General features: G+C 46.0%; 17 protein-coding genes. 12 read left to right on the plus strand and 5 right to left on the minus strand.

Features of this window, described 5'->3' with window-relative positions:
* Positions 1-79: 79 nt before the first annotated feature.
* Together AB4407_RS03230 and AB4407_RS03235 are read right to left on the minus strand one after the other, a co-directional pair.
* Positions 80-3,511 carry a PAS-domain containing protein gene (locus tag AB4407_RS03230; protein WP_372118571.1) on the minus strand — a complete coding sequence of 1,144 codons (3,432 nt, stop codon included), beginning with the start codon at positions 3,509-3,511 and terminating at the stop codon, positions 80-82.
* Between the two features lie 117 nt (positions 3,512-3,628).
* Complete coding sequence (locus AB4407_RS03235; RefSeq protein WP_372118573.1) at positions 3,629-4,825, minus strand: 3-phenylpropionate MFS transporter; 1,197 nt, start codon at positions 4,823-4,825, stop codon at positions 3,629-3,631.
* Between the two features lie 242 nt (positions 4,826-5,067).
* Between AB4407_RS03235 and AB4407_RS03240 the strand changes: the two genes are divergently transcribed.
* From AB4407_RS03240 to AB4407_RS03285, 10 genes are all read left to right on the plus strand, one after another.
* Positions 5,068-6,897 (plus strand): DUF294 nucleotidyltransferase-like domain-containing protein, encoded by a 1,830-nt coding sequence (locus AB4407_RS03240; protein WP_372118604.1) that lies wholly within the window; start codon positions 5,068-5,070, stop codon positions 6,895-6,897.
* An 11-nt stretch (positions 6,898-6,908) separates the two neighbouring features.
* Positions 6,909-7,541, plus strand: a complete 633-nt coding sequence (locus AB4407_RS03245; protein ID WP_123301997.1) for a 3'-5' exonuclease — start codon at positions 6,909-6,911, stop codon at positions 7,539-7,541.
* A gap of 218 nt (positions 7,542-7,759) precedes the next feature.
* Complete coding sequence (acs, locus tag AB4407_RS03250) at positions 7,760-9,709, plus strand: acetate--CoA ligase (protein WP_009844693.1); 1,950 nt, start codon at positions 7,760-7,762, stop codon at positions 9,707-9,709.
* Positions 9,710-10,032: 323 nt separating this feature from the next.
* Entirely contained in the window at positions 10,033-10,482 is a 450-nt protein-coding gene (gene aroQ, locus AB4407_RS03255) for a type II 3-dehydroquinate dehydratase (protein WP_372118575.1), read from the plus strand.
* Positions 10,483-10,555: 73 nt separating this feature from the next.
* Positions 10,556-11,011: an acetyl-CoA carboxylase biotin carboxyl carrier protein gene (gene accB, locus AB4407_RS03260; protein ID WP_372118577.1), complete on the plus strand. Its 456-nt coding sequence runs from the start codon at positions 10,556-10,558 to the stop codon at positions 11,009-11,011.
* A gap of 15 nt (positions 11,012-11,026) precedes the next feature.
* On the plus strand, positions 11,027-12,370 hold the full coding sequence (gene accC / locus AB4407_RS03265) for an acetyl-CoA carboxylase biotin carboxylase subunit (RefSeq protein ID WP_372118578.1): 1,344 nt from the start codon (positions 11,027-11,029) through the stop codon (positions 12,368-12,370).
* A 170-nt stretch (positions 12,371-12,540) separates the two neighbouring features.
* Complete coding sequence (gene prmA / locus AB4407_RS03270) at positions 12,541-13,428, plus strand: 50S ribosomal protein L11 methyltransferase (RefSeq protein WP_009844690.1); 888 nt, start codon at positions 12,541-12,543, stop codon at positions 13,426-13,428.
* A 140-nt stretch (positions 13,429-13,568) separates the two neighbouring features.
* The gene (dusB, locus tag AB4407_RS03275) at positions 13,569-14,537 is read left to right on the plus strand and encodes a tRNA dihydrouridine synthase DusB (RefSeq protein ID WP_032546269.1); all 969 of its coding nucleotides are present in this window, start codon (positions 13,569-13,571) and stop codon (positions 14,535-14,537) included.
* Between the two features lie 23 nt (positions 14,538-14,560).
* Positions 14,561-14,857 carry a DNA-binding transcriptional regulator Fis gene (fis, locus tag AB4407_RS03280; protein ID WP_004729744.1) on the plus strand — a complete coding sequence of 99 codons (297 nt, stop codon included), beginning with the start codon at positions 14,561-14,563 and terminating at the stop codon, positions 14,855-14,857.
* A 173-nt stretch (positions 14,858-15,030) separates the two neighbouring features.
* Complete coding sequence (locus AB4407_RS03285; RefSeq protein ID WP_372118581.1) at positions 15,031-15,990, plus strand: GGDEF domain-containing protein; 960 nt, start codon at positions 15,031-15,033, stop codon at positions 15,988-15,990.
* 47 nt (positions 15,991-16,037) lie between these two features.
* On the opposite strand, the gene zntR is transcribed toward AB4407_RS03285, so the two are convergent.
* Positions 16,038-16,478: a Zn(2+)-responsive transcriptional regulator gene (gene zntR, locus AB4407_RS03290; protein ID WP_372118606.1), complete on the minus strand. Its 441-nt coding sequence runs from the start codon at positions 16,476-16,478 to the stop codon at positions 16,038-16,040.
* A 325-nt stretch (positions 16,479-16,803) separates the two neighbouring features.
* Here zntR and purH point away from each other — a divergent pair, with 325 nt between their 5' ends.
* Together purH and purD are read left to right on the plus strand one after the other, a co-directional pair.
* Positions 16,804-18,396: a bifunctional phosphoribosylaminoimidazolecarboxamide formyltransferase/IMP cyclohydrolase gene (gene purH / locus AB4407_RS03295; RefSeq protein WP_372118584.1), complete on the plus strand. Its 1,593-nt coding sequence runs from the start codon at positions 16,804-16,806 to the stop codon at positions 18,394-18,396.
* Positions 18,397-18,678: 282 nt separating this feature from the next.
* A complete protein-coding gene (gene purD, locus AB4407_RS03300) occupies positions 18,679-19,968 on the plus strand; it encodes a phosphoribosylamine--glycine ligase (RefSeq protein WP_372118586.1) in 1,290 nt (429 codons plus the stop codon).
* A gap of 169 nt (positions 19,969-20,137) precedes the next feature.
* Here the strand turns inward: purD and AB4407_RS03305 are convergent, their stop codons facing one another.
* Together AB4407_RS03305 and hupA are read right to left on the minus strand one after the other, a co-directional pair.
* Entirely contained in the window at positions 20,138-20,836 is a 699-nt protein-coding gene (locus tag AB4407_RS03305; RefSeq protein WP_372118588.1) for a DUF1481 domain-containing protein, read from the minus strand.
* A gap of 47 nt (positions 20,837-20,883) precedes the next feature.
* Positions 20,884-21,156 (minus strand): nucleoid-associated protein HU-alpha, encoded by a 273-nt coding sequence (gene hupA, locus AB4407_RS03310; protein ID WP_004729753.1) that lies wholly within the window; start codon positions 21,154-21,156, stop codon positions 20,884-20,886.
* Positions 21,157-21,286: the final 130 nt, after the last annotated feature.

Below are 21,286 nucleotides of genomic sequence, written 5' to 3' on the forward strand. Positions count from 1 at the left end.
TCTAACTGATCGGCATTACCTCATCCGAGGCCTTTTTACATCCGTTCATTAATTAGAAATTTAAGCTGATTACTCTTAACTAACTCACCCGATTTAGAACCGCTCTGAGTTTTAGTGGCTTCACAGGTTTAGCAATAAAGCTAAAGCTGTTGGCCTTTATCGCTGCCAACATGTCATCGGTTCTATCTGCACTGATAATGACCCCTTCAAAAGAGTCACCAAGGCGCAAACGACACTGCTGCAATACTTCGAGCCCCGTTCTGCCATTATCTAAACGATAATCAGAGAAAATCACATCCGGCTGCCAATCATCATCGAGACACTTCAAACTTTCGACTAAGTCGACGGCGGTCTTAACCTCACAACCCCAGCGCCCTATCAAGTTCTCCATACCGACCAAAATTTCTCGCTCATTATCGACACACAGTATTTTCAAGTGCTCGATATCACTGGTCGCCATTGGCGTAGAAGCTTGCACAACCGGAGCCACTTGCTCTGCTCTCGCTAAGGTGATGGAAAAGACGCTGCCTTCTCCCGGCCATGAACGCATCGAGATTTGATGACCAAGCACATGAGCAATCCCTTTCGAAATCGCCAACCCTAATCCTAACCCCTGATCGGCTCGTACTTGGCTACCACGCGTAAACTCTTCGAAGATCTCTTGTTGCTTGTCTTCATCGATACCAGTTCCGTTATCCCACACATCAATGCGTACCTGACCATTGACTCGTCTCGCACCGAGGACCACTTTCCCTTCAGGGTTATAGCGAAACGCATTCGTTAAAAAGTTCTGAATCACTCGTCTTAATAACTTAGGGTCAGAGTGAATAAACAGTGACGATGGGATCATCTGAAATTGGATCTTCTGCTGCGTTGCTAAAGCACTAAATTCTGCATTCAGGTTGGTCAGTACATCATGCACGGCAATCGCGTGAATGTTGGTTTCTAATTTTCCTGACTCCAATCGCGAGATATCAAGCAGGTCGCCAATCAGATCTTCAGCCGCACCCAACGCACTTTCGATATGAGAAGAAAGCTGCTTCTCCTCTTGTTCTTTTGCGACCTCAGATAGCGAAGAAGCAAACAAGCGAGCAGCATTTAATGGCTGCATCAAATCGTGACTAACAGCCGCAAGAAAACGGCTCTTAGATTGAGATTCTTGATCCGAAATTTGAGTGGCTTTAACTAAACGTTGGTTTAGCTTTTCAAGCTCTTGAGTCCGCTCATGAACTCTCGATTCCAAGCTTTCATTAGCATCTTTTAGCGCTTGCTCTGCTTGTCTGAAAACCGTGATGTCGGTAAAGCTCATGACGAAGCCACCACTTGGCATTGGGTTACCTTGCACCTCAATCACTCGACCATCCGGACGAATACGAGATGAGGTGTGTCGCGTGCCTTGCTCAAGGTGATAAACACGGCGTCGAACGTGATCTTCTGGGTCGCCTGGGCCACATAAACCTTGCTCAGCATTGTGACGAATTACATCTGAAATGGGTCGACCCACCTGAATTAAGCCAGCAGGGAATTCAAACAGCTCAAGATAACGTTGATTCCACGCCACCAGCCTCATCTGTTTGTCTATTACTGCAATGCCTTGGCCAATATGTTCAATCGCGCCTTGCAATAAACCACGGCTGAAATCGTACAGTTCAGAGGCTTCATCAACGATGGTCGCTACTTCTTCAAGCTGCATGTTCCTGCCTTGTAAAGCAGAAGTAAGTACTAACTTAGCAGAAGAGGCACCGAATACACCCGCGAGTACACGCTCGGCATGTCGAATCAAACTCGCAGGTGCTTGTTGATTAGGAAGTAACGGCTGCCCGTGTTGTTGCCAGTAGCTGTGTAAGGCACTTTTCGCTCGCTTTCGACCGACAAAACGCGACGCCAACATCTCTAATTCAGCCACGGTTACACGGCTTTGATAGAGGCTGATATTCTCATTTTCTGGTAATGGGGTACCAATAAAAGCAGCCGATTGTAAACGCTCACTTAGGCTTGGTCTGGTCACCATAGAAACCACGGCATAACACAAAGTATTCAGTAAAATACTCAGTACAATTCCCCAGTTTGAACTGCTGATCTCCCAGCTATTGAGCAGCTCTGGTGGCGTGATAATCCACAGTAAAAGGTTACTTTCACTATCGCCCGCCAGCATGCTGGTTTGGCTCATCAGGGTGATCAGCCAAATCAACGAGCCCACCATTAAGCCGACATAGACCCCCTTCCGGTTGCCCGGACGCCAGTACAAACCACCAATAAGTGCTGGCGCGAATTGAGCAATCGCCGCAAAGGAAAGAAAGCCAATCGCCGACAGTGAGTGAATGGTATCGAGCGCTTGATAGAACAGCCAAGCACCAAGTAACAGCAGTAAAATCAACCCGCGTCGAATCACCAGCAACATGCCAGAAAAATGTCGATGGGTTCTTTGAGTTAGACGCATACGGCGCAGCAGCAGTGGCATCACTAAATCATTCGATACCATGATCGCTAATGCGATGGTCGATACAATCACCATTCCACTCGCCGCCGAAGTACCCCCGAGGAAAGCTAACAAAGCAATGTGATTCGCCCCTTCTGCCATTGGTACACTGATCACGTAAGTATCAGCTGGCATGTCGGTAAGCAGCCCCTGTCCTGCCCAAGCAATTGGCAGCACAAACAGGCCCATTAAAATCAAATAAAGTGGAAACAACCAGCGAGCGGTATGCAAATCTTGAGGACGTTCGTTCTCAACCACCATGGTGTGGAATTGGCGCGGCAGACAGACAATCGCCAACATGGTCAAAACGGTATGAATAATTAAGGTCGGAATATTAGGCGATTCGTAGGTGGAAGCCGCCACATCAAACAAGTCAATTTTGTCACTGCTCATCGCCAGGTAGATAATAAACAGGCCAACAATCAAGAATGCTGCAAGCTTAACGATAGATTCAAACGCTACAGCCATCATCATGCCACGGTGATGCTCTGTGTTATCGATGTGCCGCGTACCAAACAGCATGGTAAAAATGGCCAAAGCACCGACCACAAACCAAGACACGTGATAATCCTGATAACCAAAATCAGCCGCTAGGTTTGGCGCAACAATATCTAACCCCATCGTAATACCACGCAATTGCAGTGCGATATAAGGAAGAATACCGACCACGGCGATCACGGTCACCGCCACTGCTAAGCCTTGAGACTTGCCATAGCGAGCCGCGATAAAATCGGCAATTGAGGTGATGTGTTCACGTTTCGCAATTAGGATCAACCGCGCCAAGATCCGCCATCCCAGTGTAAAGACCAGAATGGGGGCGAGATAGATGGGTAAAAAGGACCATGGATTATTGCTCGCCTGCCCGACCGTTCCATAAAAAGTCCAAGAAGTACAATACACTGCAATCGAAAGGCTATAGATCCATGGACGCCAACGCGATAGCCAACGAACCTGCCTGTCTCCATACCAAGCGATCAGAAATAACACGCCCAAATAGGCTAAAGAGACTGGAATTACTATCCATCCTTGCATTAAAAACCCTTTTTCATCCATAAAAAAACCTCTCCATAAGGGAGAGGTTTCATTTAACTAAGGATGGGTCATTAACTCAATCGAATCGCTTAAATTTTGTGCTTCAGACTCTAATTATCAGCACTTGCTGTTAGATTCTAATTGTTCCGAACCTGATTGATTCATCTCAACCACTGAACTTCTCTCGTCCAACTTAATGAACAGAGCAAAAGCACCCATCGCGGCCATACCCCAGAAGATGTTTTCCCCCCAAAGCTCATAGCCCCAACCACTTAAGGTCGTCATTAGTGCGATAACAGCCCCCAATGGGATCGCGTTATACAGAGCTTGTAGCGCAACCATCTTGTTTTGTTCTTCTGATTGAATGTATTGAATGGCTGCGATGTGCGCCATAGCAAACGTCACGCCATGCAGCAGTTGCACCATAACTAAGGCGAAAATCGCCGTTGTTGATGCCGTAATACCCCAACGAGCCATCACACCGATTGCGGCTACCACGAACAGAGTTCGCATTGACCAGCCAGAGAATAAGCGCTTACTGAGAGCAAACACAGCCACCTCAGCAACAACACCTAGGCTCCATAAATAACCAATAATCGCTTCTGAGTGACCCGCTTCTTTCCAGTAAATCGCACTAAAACTGTAGTAAGCCGCATGGCTACCTTGCAGCAACGCCATCAAGGCCAAGAATTTAACCACTGAAGACTCACGTAGCAGCTCACCTAATTTTGGTCGTACCGCTTGTTGCTCAGAGTGTGTCACCGGCATCACATTAGGATTTCTCATCGCCAATAATAATGACATCAGCACACCAGCAAACGCGGTATACAAAATCATGTCTGTGCCAAACTTCGCAACCAAAAAACCCACCACGGTAGAGCCCGCGATAAATGCAATCGATCCCCATAAGCGGGTGCGTCCATAATCAAGCATCTTAAGACGACTATAATGGTTAGCCATTGCGTCAGAAAGAGGGATAACCGGCCCACAGCACAGGTTAAACAGTACTGTTGCAAACAGCATCAATAAAAAGCTGCCTCCAGTGAAGAAGTGGAAGCCAACAAATAACAATGAGGCGAAGCTCAACCAGCGCAGAGCTGGCAAAAGATTCTCTACTTTATGAATGCGTGGCGTAATCACAAGGTTAGCAACACATCGAGTCGCAAAACCAATACCAATCAATACACCAATGTCTCCCGCAGAAACGCCTTGGTCTTCAAACCATAACGCCCAAAATGGCAAATACACGCCATAAGCAAAAAAGAAACCAAGAAAATACTGAGATATCCATCCGTAAGGAGAAGGGCTAAACATAAATAACCTATAAAGTGTGCGGAAAAAGGCGGCTCCAATTATGCCTATCTAGAGTAGGATGAAAAAGGGAATTATTACTGGGATAGCATTCCTATATTTAATTAGCCTAGATATCACTTATCACTTATCACTTATAACCAAGCTATATCACGTTCATCGATATCTAGTCTGCATTTAGACTAAAGTCGTCTGGAGCTTCGCTGGTATTTTGTCAGACTGATTAAAGACTCCCACTTCTTGTGATGCTTATGCCTGAAAAATTTAATATGCAGCACCCACCCTTCGATAGCCTGTCCGATACGGAACAATTGAAGCTTCGCTCTTCATTAGACGTAGTGTATTACCGCTCTCAAGAAGTGATACTGGAAGCAGATAGGCCGAGCAGACACCTGCATATCCTGATCAAAGGAGCCGTTGAAGAGCGCGCAAGCAGTGATGGTGAGATTTACGCACATTACGCCAATGACGATATTTTTGATGTGCGCAGCCAGTTTGAACCTCACACCAAACATCAATATATCGCACTCGAAGACACCTTAAGCTACCTACTGCCTACCGATGTTTTTCTCGATCTTTATCACGCCAATGGTCAATTTGCCGCCTACTTTGATAGTAACCTGTCGACACGGAAAGCTCTGATTGAGGCCGCTCAGCAGCAACAAAACCTTGCCGAGTTTATATTGACCAAAGTGGATGACTCTATCTATCACCCGCCACTGATTCTTGAGCCAGGGCAACCCATCAACCAAGTCACTCAAATCCTAAAAGAGCAAGGCTTAGACTCGGCGCTGGTGCATTTAGACGACAAAGGCATAAAAGATTTTCGTTCAGGCTACTTACCGTATGGGATCGTCACACGAACCAATTTATTGCACGCTGTAATGCTCAATAACTTCCCACAGGACGCGCCCGTCGGTGAAATTGCAACATTTCCGGTGATGCACGTAAACCAAGGGGATTTCTTATTTAACGCCATGATTACCATGACCAGAAATCGAGTGAAAAGGTTGATGGTTTGTGATGGTAAAAATGCGGTCGGCATGGTGGATATGACACAGATCCTCAGTGCATTTTCCACACACTCTCACGTTCTCACTTTGCGTATTGCTCGTGCCACCAGCGTTGAAGAGTTGGCCATGGCCTCTAACAAACAGCGTCAACTGGTCGAGAGCTTACTCAGTAATGGGATTCGCACACGCTTTATCATGGAACTGATTTCTGCGGTCAACGAACAGATCATAGAGAAGGCTTTTGAGTTGATTATCCCTCCTGCACTGCATAACCACTGCTGCCTAATTGTGTTGGGTTCAGAAGGTCGCGGAGAGCAAATTCTCAAAACAGATCAAGACAACGCTCTGATTATTCAAGATGGTTTGGAGTGGCATCAATGCCAAAGTGCCATGAACGACCTAACCCATACATTGCAGCAATTGGGTTACCCACTATGTCCGGGCAACGTGATGGTCAACAACCCGAAATGGGTGCATTCAGAACAAGAGTGGAAGCAAACCCTCACCCGTTGGGTAAAAAAAGCAACGCCAGAGACCGTGATGGATATCGCCATCATGGCGGATGCACACGCCGTGGCGGGAAACAGGGAACTACTAAAACCGGTAAAACAGCACTTGAGTGATTTGATGCTCGGACAAGAGTTGATTCTGACTGAATTCTGCCGCCCAGCTCTGAACTTTTCAGTTCCCCTCACCCTATTTGGTAACGTGAAACAGTCCAAGTCAGGGCTCGATATCAAGCAAGGCGGTATTTTCCCAATTGTGCACGGTGTGAGAGCACTTTGCCTTGAACATGGTGTGACGGTGAACAACACCTTTGAGCGTATTGAACAACTGGTTAGCAAGAAGGTATTAGAGCAAAGTACCGCGGACAACCTCAATGAAGCGCTCAAACAGTTCTTTAAATGGCGCTTAGCTCAGCGACTTTCACAACAACACAGCAGCAATAAAATCGACGTCAAACTGATGGAACGAGCAGACAGAGATCTGCTTCGTCATAGCCTGCACGTGGTGAAGAAATTCAAGCAATGGCTCGGCTACCACTATCAGATACGAGATTAGGCAATTGAACGATGAATAGGTTGGTTCGCTATTACTGGCATCACAAGCTCAAAGGCTCTCTTTACCAGCCTCTGTTTACTGCGCCTATTGACCATGAATACGTATCGCTCGATTGTGAAACCACCAGCCTAGACCCTAATCAGGCGGAATTAGTCACTATTGCCGCGACCAAGATCATCGGTAACCGAATCATTACCAGCCAACCTTTTGAAGTCCGATTGCGCGCCCCGCAATCGCTCGATTGCAATTCAATAAAAATCCACCGCATTCGTCATCAAGATCTAAAGCACGGCATCGAAGAAAAACAAGCTTTAGTTGAGCTGCTCGACTTTATTGGTAATCGTCCTTTAGTCGGCTATCACATCCGCTATGATAAAAAAATTCTCGACCGCGCCTGTTTAAAACAGCTTGGATTTCCACTGCCTAACCGATTAGTCGAAGTGAGCCAGCTCTACCAAGACAAACTCGAAAGGCAGCTGCCCAATGCCTATTTTGATCTCAGTATGGACGCCATCTGTCGCCAGCTCGATTTGCCCATTCCCGTCAATAAACATGATGCATTACAAGATGCTATCTCCGCGGCGCTGATCTTTGTGCGCCTGAAACATGGCGACCTACCCCGCTTCAACTCTTCTTATTCTTAATTCAACTACTGGTGCTTCACATAGAGAGCAACATCTCAAAAATGAACTTAACTCGCTATTTTGTAAGTGAAAAGCAACGTCTCATCCTAAAGTCTAATTGTGGAAATCGCCGTCCTAGCCGAGAGTGATAACACAAAGATGGTTCTGTAATAGACCTAGAAACTGAACACAAAGGAAGTTGCCAGTTCATTAGGAATGTAGGCACAAGGAGAGATGCAATGAGTGAAGCCCACGTTTATCCGGTAAAAGAAAATATTAAATCAACCACACACGCGGATAATGACACTTACCTAGCCATGTACCAGCAATCTGTTTCTGACCCTGAAGGCTTTTGGGGTGAACACGGAAAAATCGTTGATTGGATCAAGCCTTTCACACAAGTAAAAAATACTTCTTTCGACCCTGGCCACATTGATATTCGCTGGTTTGAAGATGGCACGCTTAACGTATCGGCTAACTGTATCGACCGTCACCTCGCTGAACGCGGTGATGAAGTCGCTATCATCTGGGAAGGCGATGACCCGGCGGATGACAAAACTCTAACTTTTAATGAACTACACAAAGAAGTATGCCTGTTTTCGAATGCTCTGAAAGAGCAAGGCGTGCGCAAAGGCGATGTGGTTTGTTTATACATGCCAATGGTTCCTGAAGCTGCAGTAGCCATGCTGGCGTGTACCCGTATAGGTGCGGTTCACACAGTGGTATTCGGTGGTTTCTCACCTGAAGCACTGTCTGGTCGTATTATCGATTCAAATTCTAAAGTCGTTATCACTGCCGATGAAGGTGTGCGTGGCGGCCGTGCGGTTCCACTGAAGAAGAATGTCGATGAAGCACTGACGAATCCTGAAGTGAAAAACATCGAGAAGGTTGTGGTATTCAAACGCACTGGCGGTGATGTGGCATGGCACGAGCACCGTGATGTGTGGTGGCACGATGCTATTGCTAATGTCTCGGCGGACTGCCCACCAGAAGAGATGAACGCCGAAGATCCACTCTTCATCCTTTATACGTCAGGCTCAACCGGTAAACCTAAAGGTGTAATGCACACCACAGGTGGCTACCTTGTTTATGCAGCCATGACCTTCAAATACGTATTCGATTACCAAGAGGGCGAAACTTTCTGGTGTACAGCCGATGTGGGTTGGATTACCGGTCACACTTACCTTGTTTACGGGCCGCTTGCCAATGGTGCAAAAACCATTCTGTTTGAAGGTGTGCCGAACTACCCGAACACAAGCCGCATGAGTGAAGTGGTCGATAAGCACCAAGTTAACATTCTTTATACCGCTCCAACTGCGATTCGTGCATTAATGGCGAAAGGCAATGAAGCGGTTGAGGGTACTTCTCGTGACAGCCTAAGAATCATGGGCTCAGTGGGTGAACCTATCAACCCTGAAGCGTGGGAGTGGTACTACAAAACAATCGGTAATGAGCAGTCTCCAATTGTCGATACGTGGTGGCAAACAGAAACGGGCGGCATCTTGATTGCACCGCTACCGGGCGCAACAGACCTAAAACCAGGGTCAGCGACGCGTCCATTCTTCGGTGTTCAACCGGCGCTGGTTGACAACATGGGTAACATCATTGAGGGCGCAACAGACGGCAACCTTGTGATTCTTGACTCTTGGCCAGGCCAAATGCGTACCGTACATGGCGATCATGACCGTTTTGAACAGACTTACTTCTCAACCTTTAAAGGCATGTACTTCACCAGTGATGGTGCTCGTCGTGATGAAGACGGTTACTACTGGATTACTGGTCGTGTTGATGACGTTCTGAACGTATCAGGTCACCGTATGGGTACCGCTGAGATTGAATCGGCTCTAGTCGCATTTGATAAGATCGCAGAGGCTGCGATTGTAGGTATCCCTCATGATATTAAAGGCCAAGCGATTTACGCTTACATCACGTTGAATGATGGCGAATTCCCGACCGCAGAGCTTCATAAAGAAGTGAAAGACTGGGTACGCAAAGAGATAGGCCCAATCGCAACGCCAGATGTACTGCACTGGACCGACTCATTACCAAAAACTCGTTCAGGTAAAATCATGCGTCGTATCCTGCGTAAGATTGCCACTGGCGATACTGGCAACCTAGGCGATACGTCGACACTGGCAGACCCAAGCGTGGTCGATAAGCTGATTGCAGAGAAAGCGGAACTGGCATAAGCAACCCGTCACATTACGTAATTATTGTTTAAAACAGCTCCTTTCTAAACCGTCACCTATGTGGCGGTTTTTTTATGGCTGATCTTGATCTCAAATATCCTCGACAAAATTAAGGCTAAGGCACTTTTTTGTTAAGTTGATAACAATCTCACACTCTATCAATAGGAGATTAGACCAGTAAATTGCTGCGATTTGCGCTGAATTAGCTATAATCTGGTTCTAATTTTTAAATTTGGGTTTTTCTTACTGGAAATTATCCCCAAATTTTCAATAAAATGGCAACATTCACGTTCGTAAACACGATAAAGGAAGATAGCCCCACAATGTCTACAAAGTTTCGCATTCTAGTTTTAAATGGACCAAACCTTAATCTGTTAGGCCTTAGAGAACCTGCACACTACGGTTCTCAAACACTTGACCAGATTATTAGCTCATTGACCGAGCAAGCGAAAACACACGATGTTGAGCTATCTCACTTACAGTCAAATCGTGAGTATGAGCTGATTGAAGCGATCCATAGTGCTTATCAAAATGTTGATTTCATTATTATCAACCCAGCGGCCTTTACACATACTAGTGTGGCGTTGCGTGATGCACTACTTGGTGTTGCTGTCCCATTTATTGAGGTTCACCTATCGAATGTTCACGCACGTGAACCATTCCGTCACCACTCTTACCTATCTGATAAAGCAGAAGGTGTGATTTGTGGCTTAGGTGCCCAAGGTTATCAATTTGCTTTGACAGCTGCGCTCAACAAGCTCAACGCAAAGTAAATAAAACAACGAACTATTACTAACCTACTCCGTCAAAGAGTAAGTTCAATCAACAGATAAAGAGAAAGAAACAATGGATATTCGCAAAATCAAGAAGCTAATCGAATTGGTTGAAGAGTCTGGTATTTCTGAACTAGAGATCTCTGAAGGTGAAGAGTCAGTACGAATCAGTCGTAACAGCCCTGTATCTGCAGCGCCTATTCAATATGCAGCAGCTCCAGCTCCTGTAGCGGCGGCACTACCTGCGGCAGCAGCACCTGTAGCTGCAGAAGCGGCAGCTCCTGCGGTTCCTGCTGGTCACCAAGTTCTTTCTCCAATGGTTGGCACTTTCTACGGCGCTCCAAGCCCAGATGCAAAACCGTTCGTTAAAGTGGGTCAATCTGTAACTGCTGGCGAAACACTATGTATCGTTGAAGCAATGAAAATGATGAACCAAATCGAAGCTGATAAATCTGGTGTTGTAACGGCTATCCTAGTTGAAGACGGTCAACCAGTAGAATTCGACCAAGCTCTAGTAATTATCGAATAATAGAGAGCACTCATTATGTTAGATAAATTAGTAATCGCGAACCGTGGTGAAATTGCACTGCGTATTCTGCGAGCATGTAAAGAGCTTGGCATCAAAACGGTAGCAGTTCACTCAACCGCTGACCGCGATCTTAAGCACGTACTGCTTGCTGACGAAACCATTTGTATCGGTCCAGCTCGTGGTATCGATAGCTACCTGAACATCCCTCGTATCATCAGCGCAGCTGAAGTAACAGGTGCAGTTGCTATCCACCCAGGCTACGGCTTCCTATCTGAAAATGCAGATTTTGCAGAACAGGTAGAGCGCAGTGGTTTTATCTTCGTTGGCCCTAAAGCTGAAACCATTCGCATGATGGGTGACAAAGTGTCAGCTATCACGTCAATGAAGAAAGCGGGCGTACCTTGTGTACCAGGTTCTGACGGTCCTCTTGATGACGACGAAGCGAAAAACAAAGCGCACGCTAAGCGTATTGGCTTCCCAGTAATCATCAAGGCATCTGGCGGCGGCGGCGGTCGTGGTATGCGTGTTGTTCGTTCTGAAGCAGAGCTAACAGAAGCTATCGCGATGACTCGCGCTGAAGCAAAAGCATGTTTCAACAACGACATGGTTTACATGGAGAAATTCCTAGAAAACCCACGTCACATTGAAGTACAAGTGCTTGCAGATGGCCAAGGTAATGCTATCCACCTAGGTGAGCGTGACTGTTCAATGCAGCGTCGTCACCAGAAAGTTGTGGAAGAAGCGCCAGCTCCAGGTATCACTGAAGAGATGCGTAAGTACATCGGCGAACGCTGTACACGTGCATGTATTGAGATCGGTTACCGCGGTGCAGGTACATTTGAATTCCTATACGAGAACGGTGAGTTCTACTTCATCGAAATGAACACTCGTATTCAGGTTGAGCACACGATTACTGAAATGGTAACGGGTATCGACCTAGTGAAAGAACAGCTACGTATTGCAGCTGGTCAGCCTCTATCATTCACTCAGGATGATATTAAGCTGCGCGGCCACTCAATCGAATGTCGTATCAATGCTGAAGATCCCGTTCGTTTCCTACCTTCACCAGGTAAGATTGAACGTTTCCACGCACCAGGCGGCATGGGCGTACGTTGGGAATCTCACATCTACACTGGTTACACAGTGCCACCACACTACGATTCAATGATTGGTAAGCTGATCACTTACGGTGAGAACCGTGATGTGGCTATCGCTCGTATGAAGAACGCATTGGGTGAAATGATTGTTGAAGGTATTAACGTTAATACTGAGCTTCAACTGTCTATTATGAACGACGAAAACTTCCAACACGGTGGTGCAAACATCCACTACCTTGAGAAGAAACTTGGTTTGTCATAATCCGCTCGTTTAAGAACAGTCAAAATGCTCACTTCGGTGAGCATTTTTGTTTTTGAGCCGCCGAAAAACTCAATCTTTAATCCCCATTATATTCCGTGGGGTTTTGGTGAATTTGCTCATATTTTCTGCTAGACTCGCCATCCAATTTTTCTCATATAGAAGATGCAGCCATGCCTTGGATTCAAATCAAGCTTAATGCTACCAATGAAAATGCCGAACAAATCGGCGACATGTTAATGGAAGAGACTGGTGCTCTTTCTGTAACTTTCCTGGATGCACAAGATACCCCTGTATTTGAGCCTCTGCCGGGCGAAACTCGCCTTTGGGGTGATACTGACATTCTCGCGCTTTACGACGCTGAGACTGATACTGGTGTCGTTCTAGCGCAGATTAAAGCAAGTAACATGTTCCCTGCAGACTTTGCTCATAAAGTAGAGCAAATTGAAGACAAGGATTGGGAACGTGAATGGATGGACAACTTCCACCCAATGAAGTTTGGTGAGCGTTTATGGATCTGCCCTAGCTGGCGCGATATCCCTGAACCTGACGCTGTCAACGTAATGCTAGATCCAGGCCTTGCATTTGGTACCGGTACTCACCCGACAACGGCACTGTGTCTTGAGTGGCTTGAAGGCTTAGACCTGACAGGAAAAACCGTAATCGACTTCGGTTGTGGCTCAGGCATCCTAGCGATCGCGGCGATCAAACTAGGCGCGGCAAAAGTTATCGGGATCGATATTGATCCTCAAGCTCTGCTTGCATCAAAAGACAACGCACAACGCAATGGCGTTGCTGAACAACTCGAAGTGTTCTTACCACAAGATCAACCGGAAGGTTTGCTGGCTGACGTTGTTGTTGCCAACATTCTTGCAGGTCCATTACGCGACCTTTCTGGCATCATCAAAGGCCTAGTTAAGCCAAATGGTGTGCTTGCGATGTCGGGTGTTTTAGATACACAAGCGGAAGATGTGGCGACTTATTATCGTGATGAGCTTCACATTGATCCGATCATTGAACAACAAGAATGGTGCCGAATCTCAGGTCGCAAGCAAGGCTAGACAAGACTTTAGGCGCTAATTGACTGAAATTTAAACAAATTACAAAAACAAATTGTAAATGCTCAAATATTAGTCTTTTCACGCAGCGAAAAAATGCGTAAAATGCGCGCCCTTGCTGGTACAGAACTGTGATGACATTTTTGAAAATCGGAAATTATCAACTTAAGAACAATCTAATCGTCGCTCCTATGGCTGGCGTAACGGATAGACCATTCCGTGAGTTGTGTCTTCGCTACGGTGCGGGGATGGCAGTCAGTGAAATGATGTCCTCCAATCCGAAAGTTTGGAAAACGTCAAAGTCTCAGCAGCGTATGGTACATGAAGGCGAATCGGGCATTCGTTCAGTACAAATCGCTGGTGCAGATCCACAGCTTATGGCCGAGGCTGCTCAATTTAATGTCGATAACGGTGCGCAAATCATCGATATCAACATGGGTTGTCCAGCTAAAAAAGTGAATAAAAAGCTTGCGGGCTCAGCTCTACTGCAGCACCCAGAACTCATTGAAGACATTCTGAAGGCGGTGGTAAATGCTGTCGACGTTCCAGTAACGTTGAAAACGCGCACAGGCTGGGATACAGACAATAGAAACTGTGTCCAAATCGCGAAAATAGCCGAAGACTGCGGCATACAAGCTCTTGCGCTCCATGGAAGAACTCGCGCTTGTATGTACAAAGGTGAGGCAGAATACAAACACATTAAAGCAGCGAAACAAGCAGTATCTATTCCGGTTATCGCTAACGGTGATATCGATAGTCCGGAAAAAGCGAAGTTTGTGCTGGAGTACACCGGCGCTGATGCTTTAATGATAGGTCGACCTGCCCAAGGACGTCCTTGGATTTTTAACGAAATCCTACACTATTTGGAAAACGGCACCACGATGGACCCACTCCCGATTTCGGAAGTGAAAGATATCATGCTTGGTCATGTGCACGCTCTACATGAATTTTATGGAGAGTTTTTAGGCCCTCGCATCGCTCGTAAGCATGTGGGTTGGTATCTAAAAGAACATGAACAAGCGAGTGAGTTTCGCCGTACCTTCAACGCATTCGAAGCAGGTGATCTGCAGCTTGAAGCGCTAGAAGGTTTTTTTGATAACGTTGCACCATAATTACGAGAAGAGCTAGACCGAATATGTTCGAACAAAATCTGACTTCAGAAGCATTGACAGTAACTACAGTTACATCACAAGACCAAATCACGCAGAAGCCACTACGTGACTCAGTTAAAGCATCATTGAAAAATTACCTTGCTCAATTAAACGGTCAAGAAGTCAGCGAGTTATACGAATTAGTATTAGCTGAAGTTGAACAGCCACTACTAGACACTATCATGCAGTACACTCGCGGTAACCAAACTCGCGCAGCAACCATGATGGGTATTAACCGCGGTACTCTTCGCAAGAAACTTAAAAAATACGGCATGAACTAATCGTTCTTTCGTAATTTATTGAATTAGAAGCCGAGCTCTTTATTGAACTCGGCTTTTTTTTTGGGTTTTATGTCAATAAGCGAACAATTATCAATCAATTAATGAGATGTAACGATTGATAACGTAATCACTACCGATATAATGACCCATTAATCTAATCGTCTGGAAGCTACATGCTTGATATGAAAAGAGAAGAATGGCTTAGCACACTGATCCGTGAACTGCCTGATCGTCATCTTCTGCTGGATACATCCGGACGCATTGTTGAAAACTTTGACAATCCAAATCACAACACAGTTTCTGAACTGTTGCCTCCCACGGTTGAAAAGCAGCTGTTAGAGGCGGTAAAGCAAGCTCATGCCAGTCGTGAAATTCAATACATTCAATACTCCCTTGCGCCCTGTCAGCAACTTCAGCTTTCTATTGAACAACTTTTCGCTCAAGGAGAAGAATCTGCAGAATCAGACGATCGATATTTTGAATCGACATTAAAGCCATTGTATCTCTCGCCAGAAAAGCAATACGTACTGTGGCAAGAGCGAGATATTACTAAAGCACAGCAACGTGAAGCTGAGCTGATAGAACTCGCTGAAATCGATGAGCTTACCGGGATTTTAAATAGACGAGCCTTTTTACTTGGGTTGGAAAAAGAGTTCTGTCAATCGCCTAAGCAAAGCTTAACGTGCTTGATGATAGACATAGACCACTTCAAAGAGATCAATGATCAAGTTGGCCACCTTTCTGGTGATGAGGTAATCGTTCAAGTCGCGAATTTATGCCAACAGTCAATAGACTGCGATGATTATCTAGGTCGCTTGGGTGGCGAAGAATTCGGTGTCATTCTCACACACACCAGTGCCATTGAGGCTTATTACGTTGCAGAGACGATTCGTAAAGCGATTGAATCAACGCCATGCACCGTAGACGGCCACATCATCTATCCAACCGTCAGCATCGGTGTTGCTGAATACACACCACACCTTAAAACCATAAAAGAACTATTGGCTCTAGCTGATAGAGCCATGTACTCTTCAAAGCAGACTGGCCGCAACCAAGTCACGCTTTACCACAATAACCTACCCACTTTAAAAATTGACGCTCAACTAAGAGCCAAAATACTGCAAGCTTCCTAGGGTTATTAACCGTAGTAAACCTCTCTCCCTAACGGGGAGCTCTTTAGCTATTTACCATCAGCAGCACAGCATGAGCTTTGTTTATCTTCGCTCGCCAAAGCACCTAAGATAGAACAATGGCTCGCATCGTCATCTACATGACCGCAGCAAGCATCATTAATCTTCTTTAATGCCGTGCGTATTCTGCCAAGTTCACTGATTTTTTCATCAATAAGTGTCAGCTTTGCCGTTGTGATGGCTTTCACTTCCGAGCAACTGTGCTGCGGTGCTTCCAAGCGAATCTCGAGCAATTCCTTAATTTCATCTAAACTCAGCCCTAACGCTTTAGATTTAAGAATAAAGGTCACCTGTTTCTGATTATTTTCATCATATAAGCGATATCCTGAGTCACTGCGACTGGCAGGAGCAATCAGGTTACTTTTTTCATAAAACCGCAAGGTATCGGCAGTCACACCGCATCGTTTCGCTAATTCACCGATCTGGAACATGTTTTTTCCTACTCTTTCGTCCATTCCACAATTAACCTTATCGTTACTTTTCAGGCTGAAATGGCACTTTCCATAATTAATTTTGAGATGCCAAACGATTGCGCGAGCTTTTTTGTAATAAATTAGTTAGAATCTGCGCCATCAAATTTGGAGTTGGTTATCTTATAGCGAGATCATAAGACAAACCCAAAAGGTCTTTACCAAAACTGGCCAATATTTTATCTCTTACTGGTATCTAAGATAATCCACGCTAAGAAGATAGAAACAAGTTCTTTTTTGGCAAATATCTTTATTTTAACCCCATGAATTTGAGGAAGATGGAAGCATGAATAACGCTCGTCCAATTCGCCGCGCTCTAATCAGCGTATCAGACAAAACTGGTATCGTTGAATTTGCACAAGCTCTTGCTAACCGTGGTGTAGATATCCTATCTACCGGTGGCACTGCTCGCCTGCTTGCTGAAAAAGGCATCTCTGTTACAGAAGTATCTGACTACACTGGTTTCCCAGAAATGATGGATGGCCGTGTTAAGACTCTGCACCCAAAAGTTCATGGTGGTGTTCTAGGCCGTCGTGGTCAAGACGATGACGTGATGGAAACTCACGGTATCAACCCTATAGATATGGTTGTTGTAAACCTATACCCATTTGCTGAAACCGTTGCTAAAGAAGGTTGTACTCTTGCTGATGCTGTTGAGAACATCGACATCGGCGGTCCTACAATGGTTCGCTCTGCAGCGAAAAACCACAAAGACGTGACTATCGTTGTAAACGCACACGACTACGAGCGCGTTGTCACTGAAATGGACGCGAACGAGAAATCTCTAACGCTAGAGACTCGTTTCGACCTAGCTATCGCTGCATTCGAGCACACAGCTTCTTACGACGGCATGATCGCAAACTACTTCGGCACTATGGTTCCTAGCTACGGCGCGAACAAGGAAGGCGATGAAGAGAGCAAATTCCCTCGCACGTTCAACCAGCAGTTCGAGAAGAAACAAGACATGCGCTACGGTGAAAACAGCCACCAAGCAGCTGCATTCTACGTTGAAGCAAACCCTGAAGAAGCGTCAGTGTCTACTGCTCGCCAGATTCAAGGCAAAGCACTTTCTTACAACAACATCGCTGACACTGACGCAGCACTTGAGTGTGTGAAAGAGTTCGACCAGCCAGCATGTGTGATTGTTAAGCACGCTAACCCATGTGGTGTAGCACTAGGTGAAGACATCCTAGAAGCTTACGACCGTGCATTCAAAACAGACCCAACGTCTGCATTTGGCGGCATCATCGCTTTCAACCGTGAGCTAGACGCTGCAACAGCAACGGCTATCACTGAGCGTCAATTCGTTGAAGTTATCATTGCACCTTCTGTTTCTGCTGAAGCTGTAGCAATCGTCGCAGCTAAGAAAAACCTTCGACTACTTGAGTGTGGCGAATGGACAACGAAGACAACTGGCTTTGACGTGAAACGCGTTAACGGTGGCTTGCTAGTTCAAGACCGCGACCAAGGCATGGTCTCTGAAGATGACCTTAAAGTGGTTTCTAAGCGCCAACCTACAGCTGAAGAGCTAAAAGACGCGCTGTTCTGCTGGAAAGTAGCGAAATACGTTAAGTCTAACGCGATCGTTTACTCGAAAGGCGACATGACTATCGGTGTGGGCGCTGGCCAAATGAGCCGCGTTTATTCTGCGAAAATCGCAGGAATCAAAGCTGCAGATGAAGGTCTACAAGTTGAAGGTTGTGTCATGGCATCAGATGCATTCTTCCCATTCCGTGACGGTATCGACGCGGCAGCAGAAGCTGGCATCAAGTGTGTTATCCAACCGGGCGGCTCTATGCGTGATGACGAAGTTATCGCAGCAGCAGACGAACACGGCATGGCGATGATATTCACAGGCATGCGTCACTTCCGCCACTAATTTCCTCTTCGTATTTGGCACTGTGGCGTCGTTAGCTGCTTTCGTCCACCCCGGTCACATAGCGAGCTATGCTCCCGGGGATGGGCTCAATTGCTGCCTAGCCACATCACCAACTACTTTGAGCAAAACTTATAATTTTGTTTTTTAAATATTCCGATATTTGAAATACGTAGAGCAAGTCAGTGACTTTAGTTCAAGGAAAACACGCGGAGCTTATGACCATAAGTGAGCATGTTTGACACCGAAATAAAGGCTCTGAAGCAGCTATAAGGATTTTAAAACATGAATGTATTGATTATCGGTGCAGGCGGTCGTGAGCATGCACTTGGCTGGAAAGCAGCACAAAACCCAAACGTTGAAACAGTATTCATTGCTCCAGGTAACGCAGGTACTGCGCTTGAGCCGAAACTTGAGAACGTAAACATCGGTGTTGAAGACATCGCTGGTTTAGTCACGTTTGCTCAAGAGAAAAAAATCGAACTGACTATCGTTGGCCCTGAAGCGCCATTAGTTATTGGTGTGGTTGACGCATTCCGCGAGGTGGGTCTGCCTATCTTTGGTCCAACTCAAGCGGCAGCGCAGCTTGAAGGTTCGAAAGCTTTCACTAAAGACTTCCTAGCTCGTCACGACATCCCAACCGGTTCTTACGCGAACTTCACTGAGATTGAGCCAGCTATCGCTTACGTTCGTGAGCAAGGTGCACCAATCGTAGTTAAAGCTGACGGCCTTGCGGCTGGTAAAGGCGTTATCGTTGCGATGACTCTGGAAGAAGCAGAAGACGCAATCAAAGATATGCTAGCAGGCAACGCATTTGGCGAAGCCGGCAGCCGAGTGGTTATCGAAGAGTTCCTTGAAGGCGAAGAAGCAAGCTTCATCGTAATGGTTGACGGTTCAAGCGTTCTTCCTATGGCCACCAGCCAAGATCACAAACGTGTTGGCGACAAAGACACAGGCCCTAATACTGGCGGTATGGGTGCTTACTCTCCAGCTCCCGTTGTGACTCCTGAAATCCACAACCGTATCCTTGAGGAAGTGATCTACCCAACGGTACGTGGTATGGACGCAGAAGGCGCACCGTATACTGGTTTCCTATACGCAGGTCTTATGATCGATGCTGACGGTACACCTAAGGTTATCGAGTACAACTGCCGCTTCGGCGACCCTGAAACGCAACCTATTATGATGCGTATGGAGTCAGACCTTGTTGAGCTTTGCCTAATGGCTATCGATGAGAAACTGGACGAAGCAGAATCTAAGTGGGACCCACGTGCTTCGATCGGTGTTGTTCTTGCCGCTGGCGGTTACCCTGCTGACTACGCAAAAGGTGACGTTATTTCACTACCAACAAGCGAAGTTGAAGGCCAAAAGGTTTTCCACGCAGGTACGACAAATAACGAAGCTGGCGATGTAGTGACAAACGGTGGTCGTGTACTTTGTGCAACCGCACTGGGGAACACGGTTTCTGAAGCTCAGGAGCGCGCTTACGCGTTGACGAAGCAAGTTAGCTGGAATGGTATGTTCCACCGCAATGACATCGGTTACCGTGCCATTGCGCGCGAGCAAGAACAGTAATCAGTCTTGTCATTTGCTTACTTTCCAATGACAGTAAGCGAATAACAGAAAAGGCGCCTCGATAGGCGCCTTTTTTATCACTAAATCTCTCTAGAAATCTGTACCTGTACAGACAAATCAGCACTTGGCCTACTGCGGGAAAATGACTCTCGTTCGCCCTTAAGGCTCTCTATTCTTTCAGTAATGATGGTCTGGCAATACACCGATGACTGTCATCTGCCAACATCAAAAATTCAACAACAGACAATTTTCTGAGAGATTCCTGGCCGACAAAAGCACCGAAACTCTCTACGGACGACAAGCGGTTAATCACAAAATTAGGCAATGTTTGGTTAAGTTCAATGTCAGAAAACTGCTTACCAGAGCAAGTCTGAAACGTTTTGCCATCCCAGTAACCCTGAACCAATCTTAGCCCTTCGTCATTCTGCTTCATCGTAGTCTCTAGAACCGATTTAGCTTCTTTCTGGTAGTTTTCAAGCTGCTTAGCTTGGACAGGTAAAATTTTGCTATCAATACGATACTGCTGATATACAGCTTCGCCTGACTTGTTAAAACGCACATGGACACTATACGGAACCAGCTCATTAGAAGAATTACGTTGCTCACCTTCACGAATAAATTCACGAAGTATACCTTCCGACCAAGCATAGTCCGTTTGGTACCAGCCGTAATCGCCTACAGTGACGTAGTCAGCTGAAGTATGAGGTTGTGTTAGCTTGTTTGTAACCCAGTAGAAACTAGTCGCGTCGCCCATGACTTGGCCGCCGGTGTGAGTTTCAAATTGCTCTAGGTTTTTGCGAGGGCTGGTTGAAGAACAGCCAATGAGAAATGTAGATAAGAGTGAAACGAGAATAAATGCTTTTTTCATAAAAACCTGTACCGAGGTGGAATACGACTACCTCGGTACAGTTTAGATTATTTCACTGAATCTTTCAGCGCTTTACCTGCAACAAATGCTGGAACATTTGCAGCAGCGATTTGGATCTCGTCACCAGTTTTTGGGTTACGACCAGTGCGAGCTGCACGGTGGTTTACTTTAAAAGTACCAAAACCAATTAGCTGAACTTGATCGCCATCTTTAAGAGCATCTGTAACACCGCCAAGAGTTGCTTCTAGAGCAGCTTTAGCTTGTGCTTTAGAAAGGTCCGCTTTTTCAGCAATAAAGTCGATTAATTGAGTCTTGTTCATTTTAGGTTTCCCTTCTTTGTATTTTTGAATTCGATTCACTCTAAAACATAAATGCCCCATCTGGCAAAGGTTTGTCGCCGATCTTTAGCTCTAATGCCGTAGTTTTAGCCATAATATGAGTAATAACTCA

This window comes from Vibrio sp. 10N.261.46.E11, from assembly GCF_041472735.1.
Classification (GTDB): Bacteria; Pseudomonadota; Gammaproteobacteria; order Enterobacterales; family Vibrionaceae; genus Vibrio.

Coding starts and splice junctions, on each gene's coding strand:
- AB4407_RS03230 (WP_372118571.1), bottom strand. CDS start 3,511: ATGCAAGGATGGATAGTAATTCCAGTCTCTTTAGCCTATTTGGGCGTG.
- AB4407_RS03235 (WP_372118573.1), bottom strand. CDS start 4,825: ATGTTTAGCCCTTCTCCTTACGGATGGATATCTCAGTATTTTCTTGGT.
- AB4407_RS03240 (WP_372118604.1), top strand. CDS start 5,068: ATGCTTATGCCTGAAAAATTTAATATGCAGCACCCACCCTTCGATAGC.
- AB4407_RS03245 (WP_123301997.1), top strand. CDS start 6,909: ATGAATAGGTTGGTTCGCTATTACTGGCATCACAAGCTCAAAGGCTCT.
- acs (WP_009844693.1), top strand. CDS start 7,760: ATGAGTGAAGCCCACGTTTATCCGGTAAAAGAAAATATTAAATCAACC.
- aroQ (WP_372118575.1), top strand. CDS start 10,033: ATGTCTACAAAGTTTCGCATTCTAGTTTTAAATGGACCAAACCTTAAT.
- accB (WP_372118577.1), top strand. CDS start 10,556: ATGGATATTCGCAAAATCAAGAAGCTAATCGAATTGGTTGAAGAGTCT.
- accC (WP_372118578.1), top strand. CDS start 11,027: ATGTTAGATAAATTAGTAATCGCGAACCGTGGTGAAATTGCACTGCGT.
- prmA (WP_009844690.1), top strand. CDS start 12,541: ATGCCTTGGATTCAAATCAAGCTTAATGCTACCAATGAAAATGCCGAA.
- fis (WP_004729744.1), top strand. CDS start 14,561: ATGTTCGAACAAAATCTGACTTCAGAAGCATTGACAGTAACTACAGTT.
- AB4407_RS03285 (WP_372118581.1), top strand. CDS start 15,031: ATGCTTGATATGAAAAGAGAAGAATGGCTTAGCACACTGATCCGTGAA.
- zntR (WP_372118606.1), bottom strand. CDS start 16,478: ATGTTCCAGATCGGTGAATTAGCGAAACGATGCGGTGTGACTGCCGAT.
- purH (WP_372118584.1), top strand. CDS start 16,804: ATGAATAACGCTCGTCCAATTCGCCGCGCTCTAATCAGCGTATCAGAC.
- purD (WP_372118586.1), top strand. CDS start 18,679: ATGAATGTATTGATTATCGGTGCAGGCGGTCGTGAGCATGCACTTGGC.
- AB4407_RS03305 (WP_372118588.1), bottom strand. CDS start 20,836: ATGAAAAAAGCATTTATTCTCGTTTCACTCTTATCTACATTTCTCATT.
- hupA (WP_004729753.1), bottom strand. CDS start 21,156: ATGAACAAGACTCAATTAATCGACTTTATTGCTGAAAAAGCGGACCTT.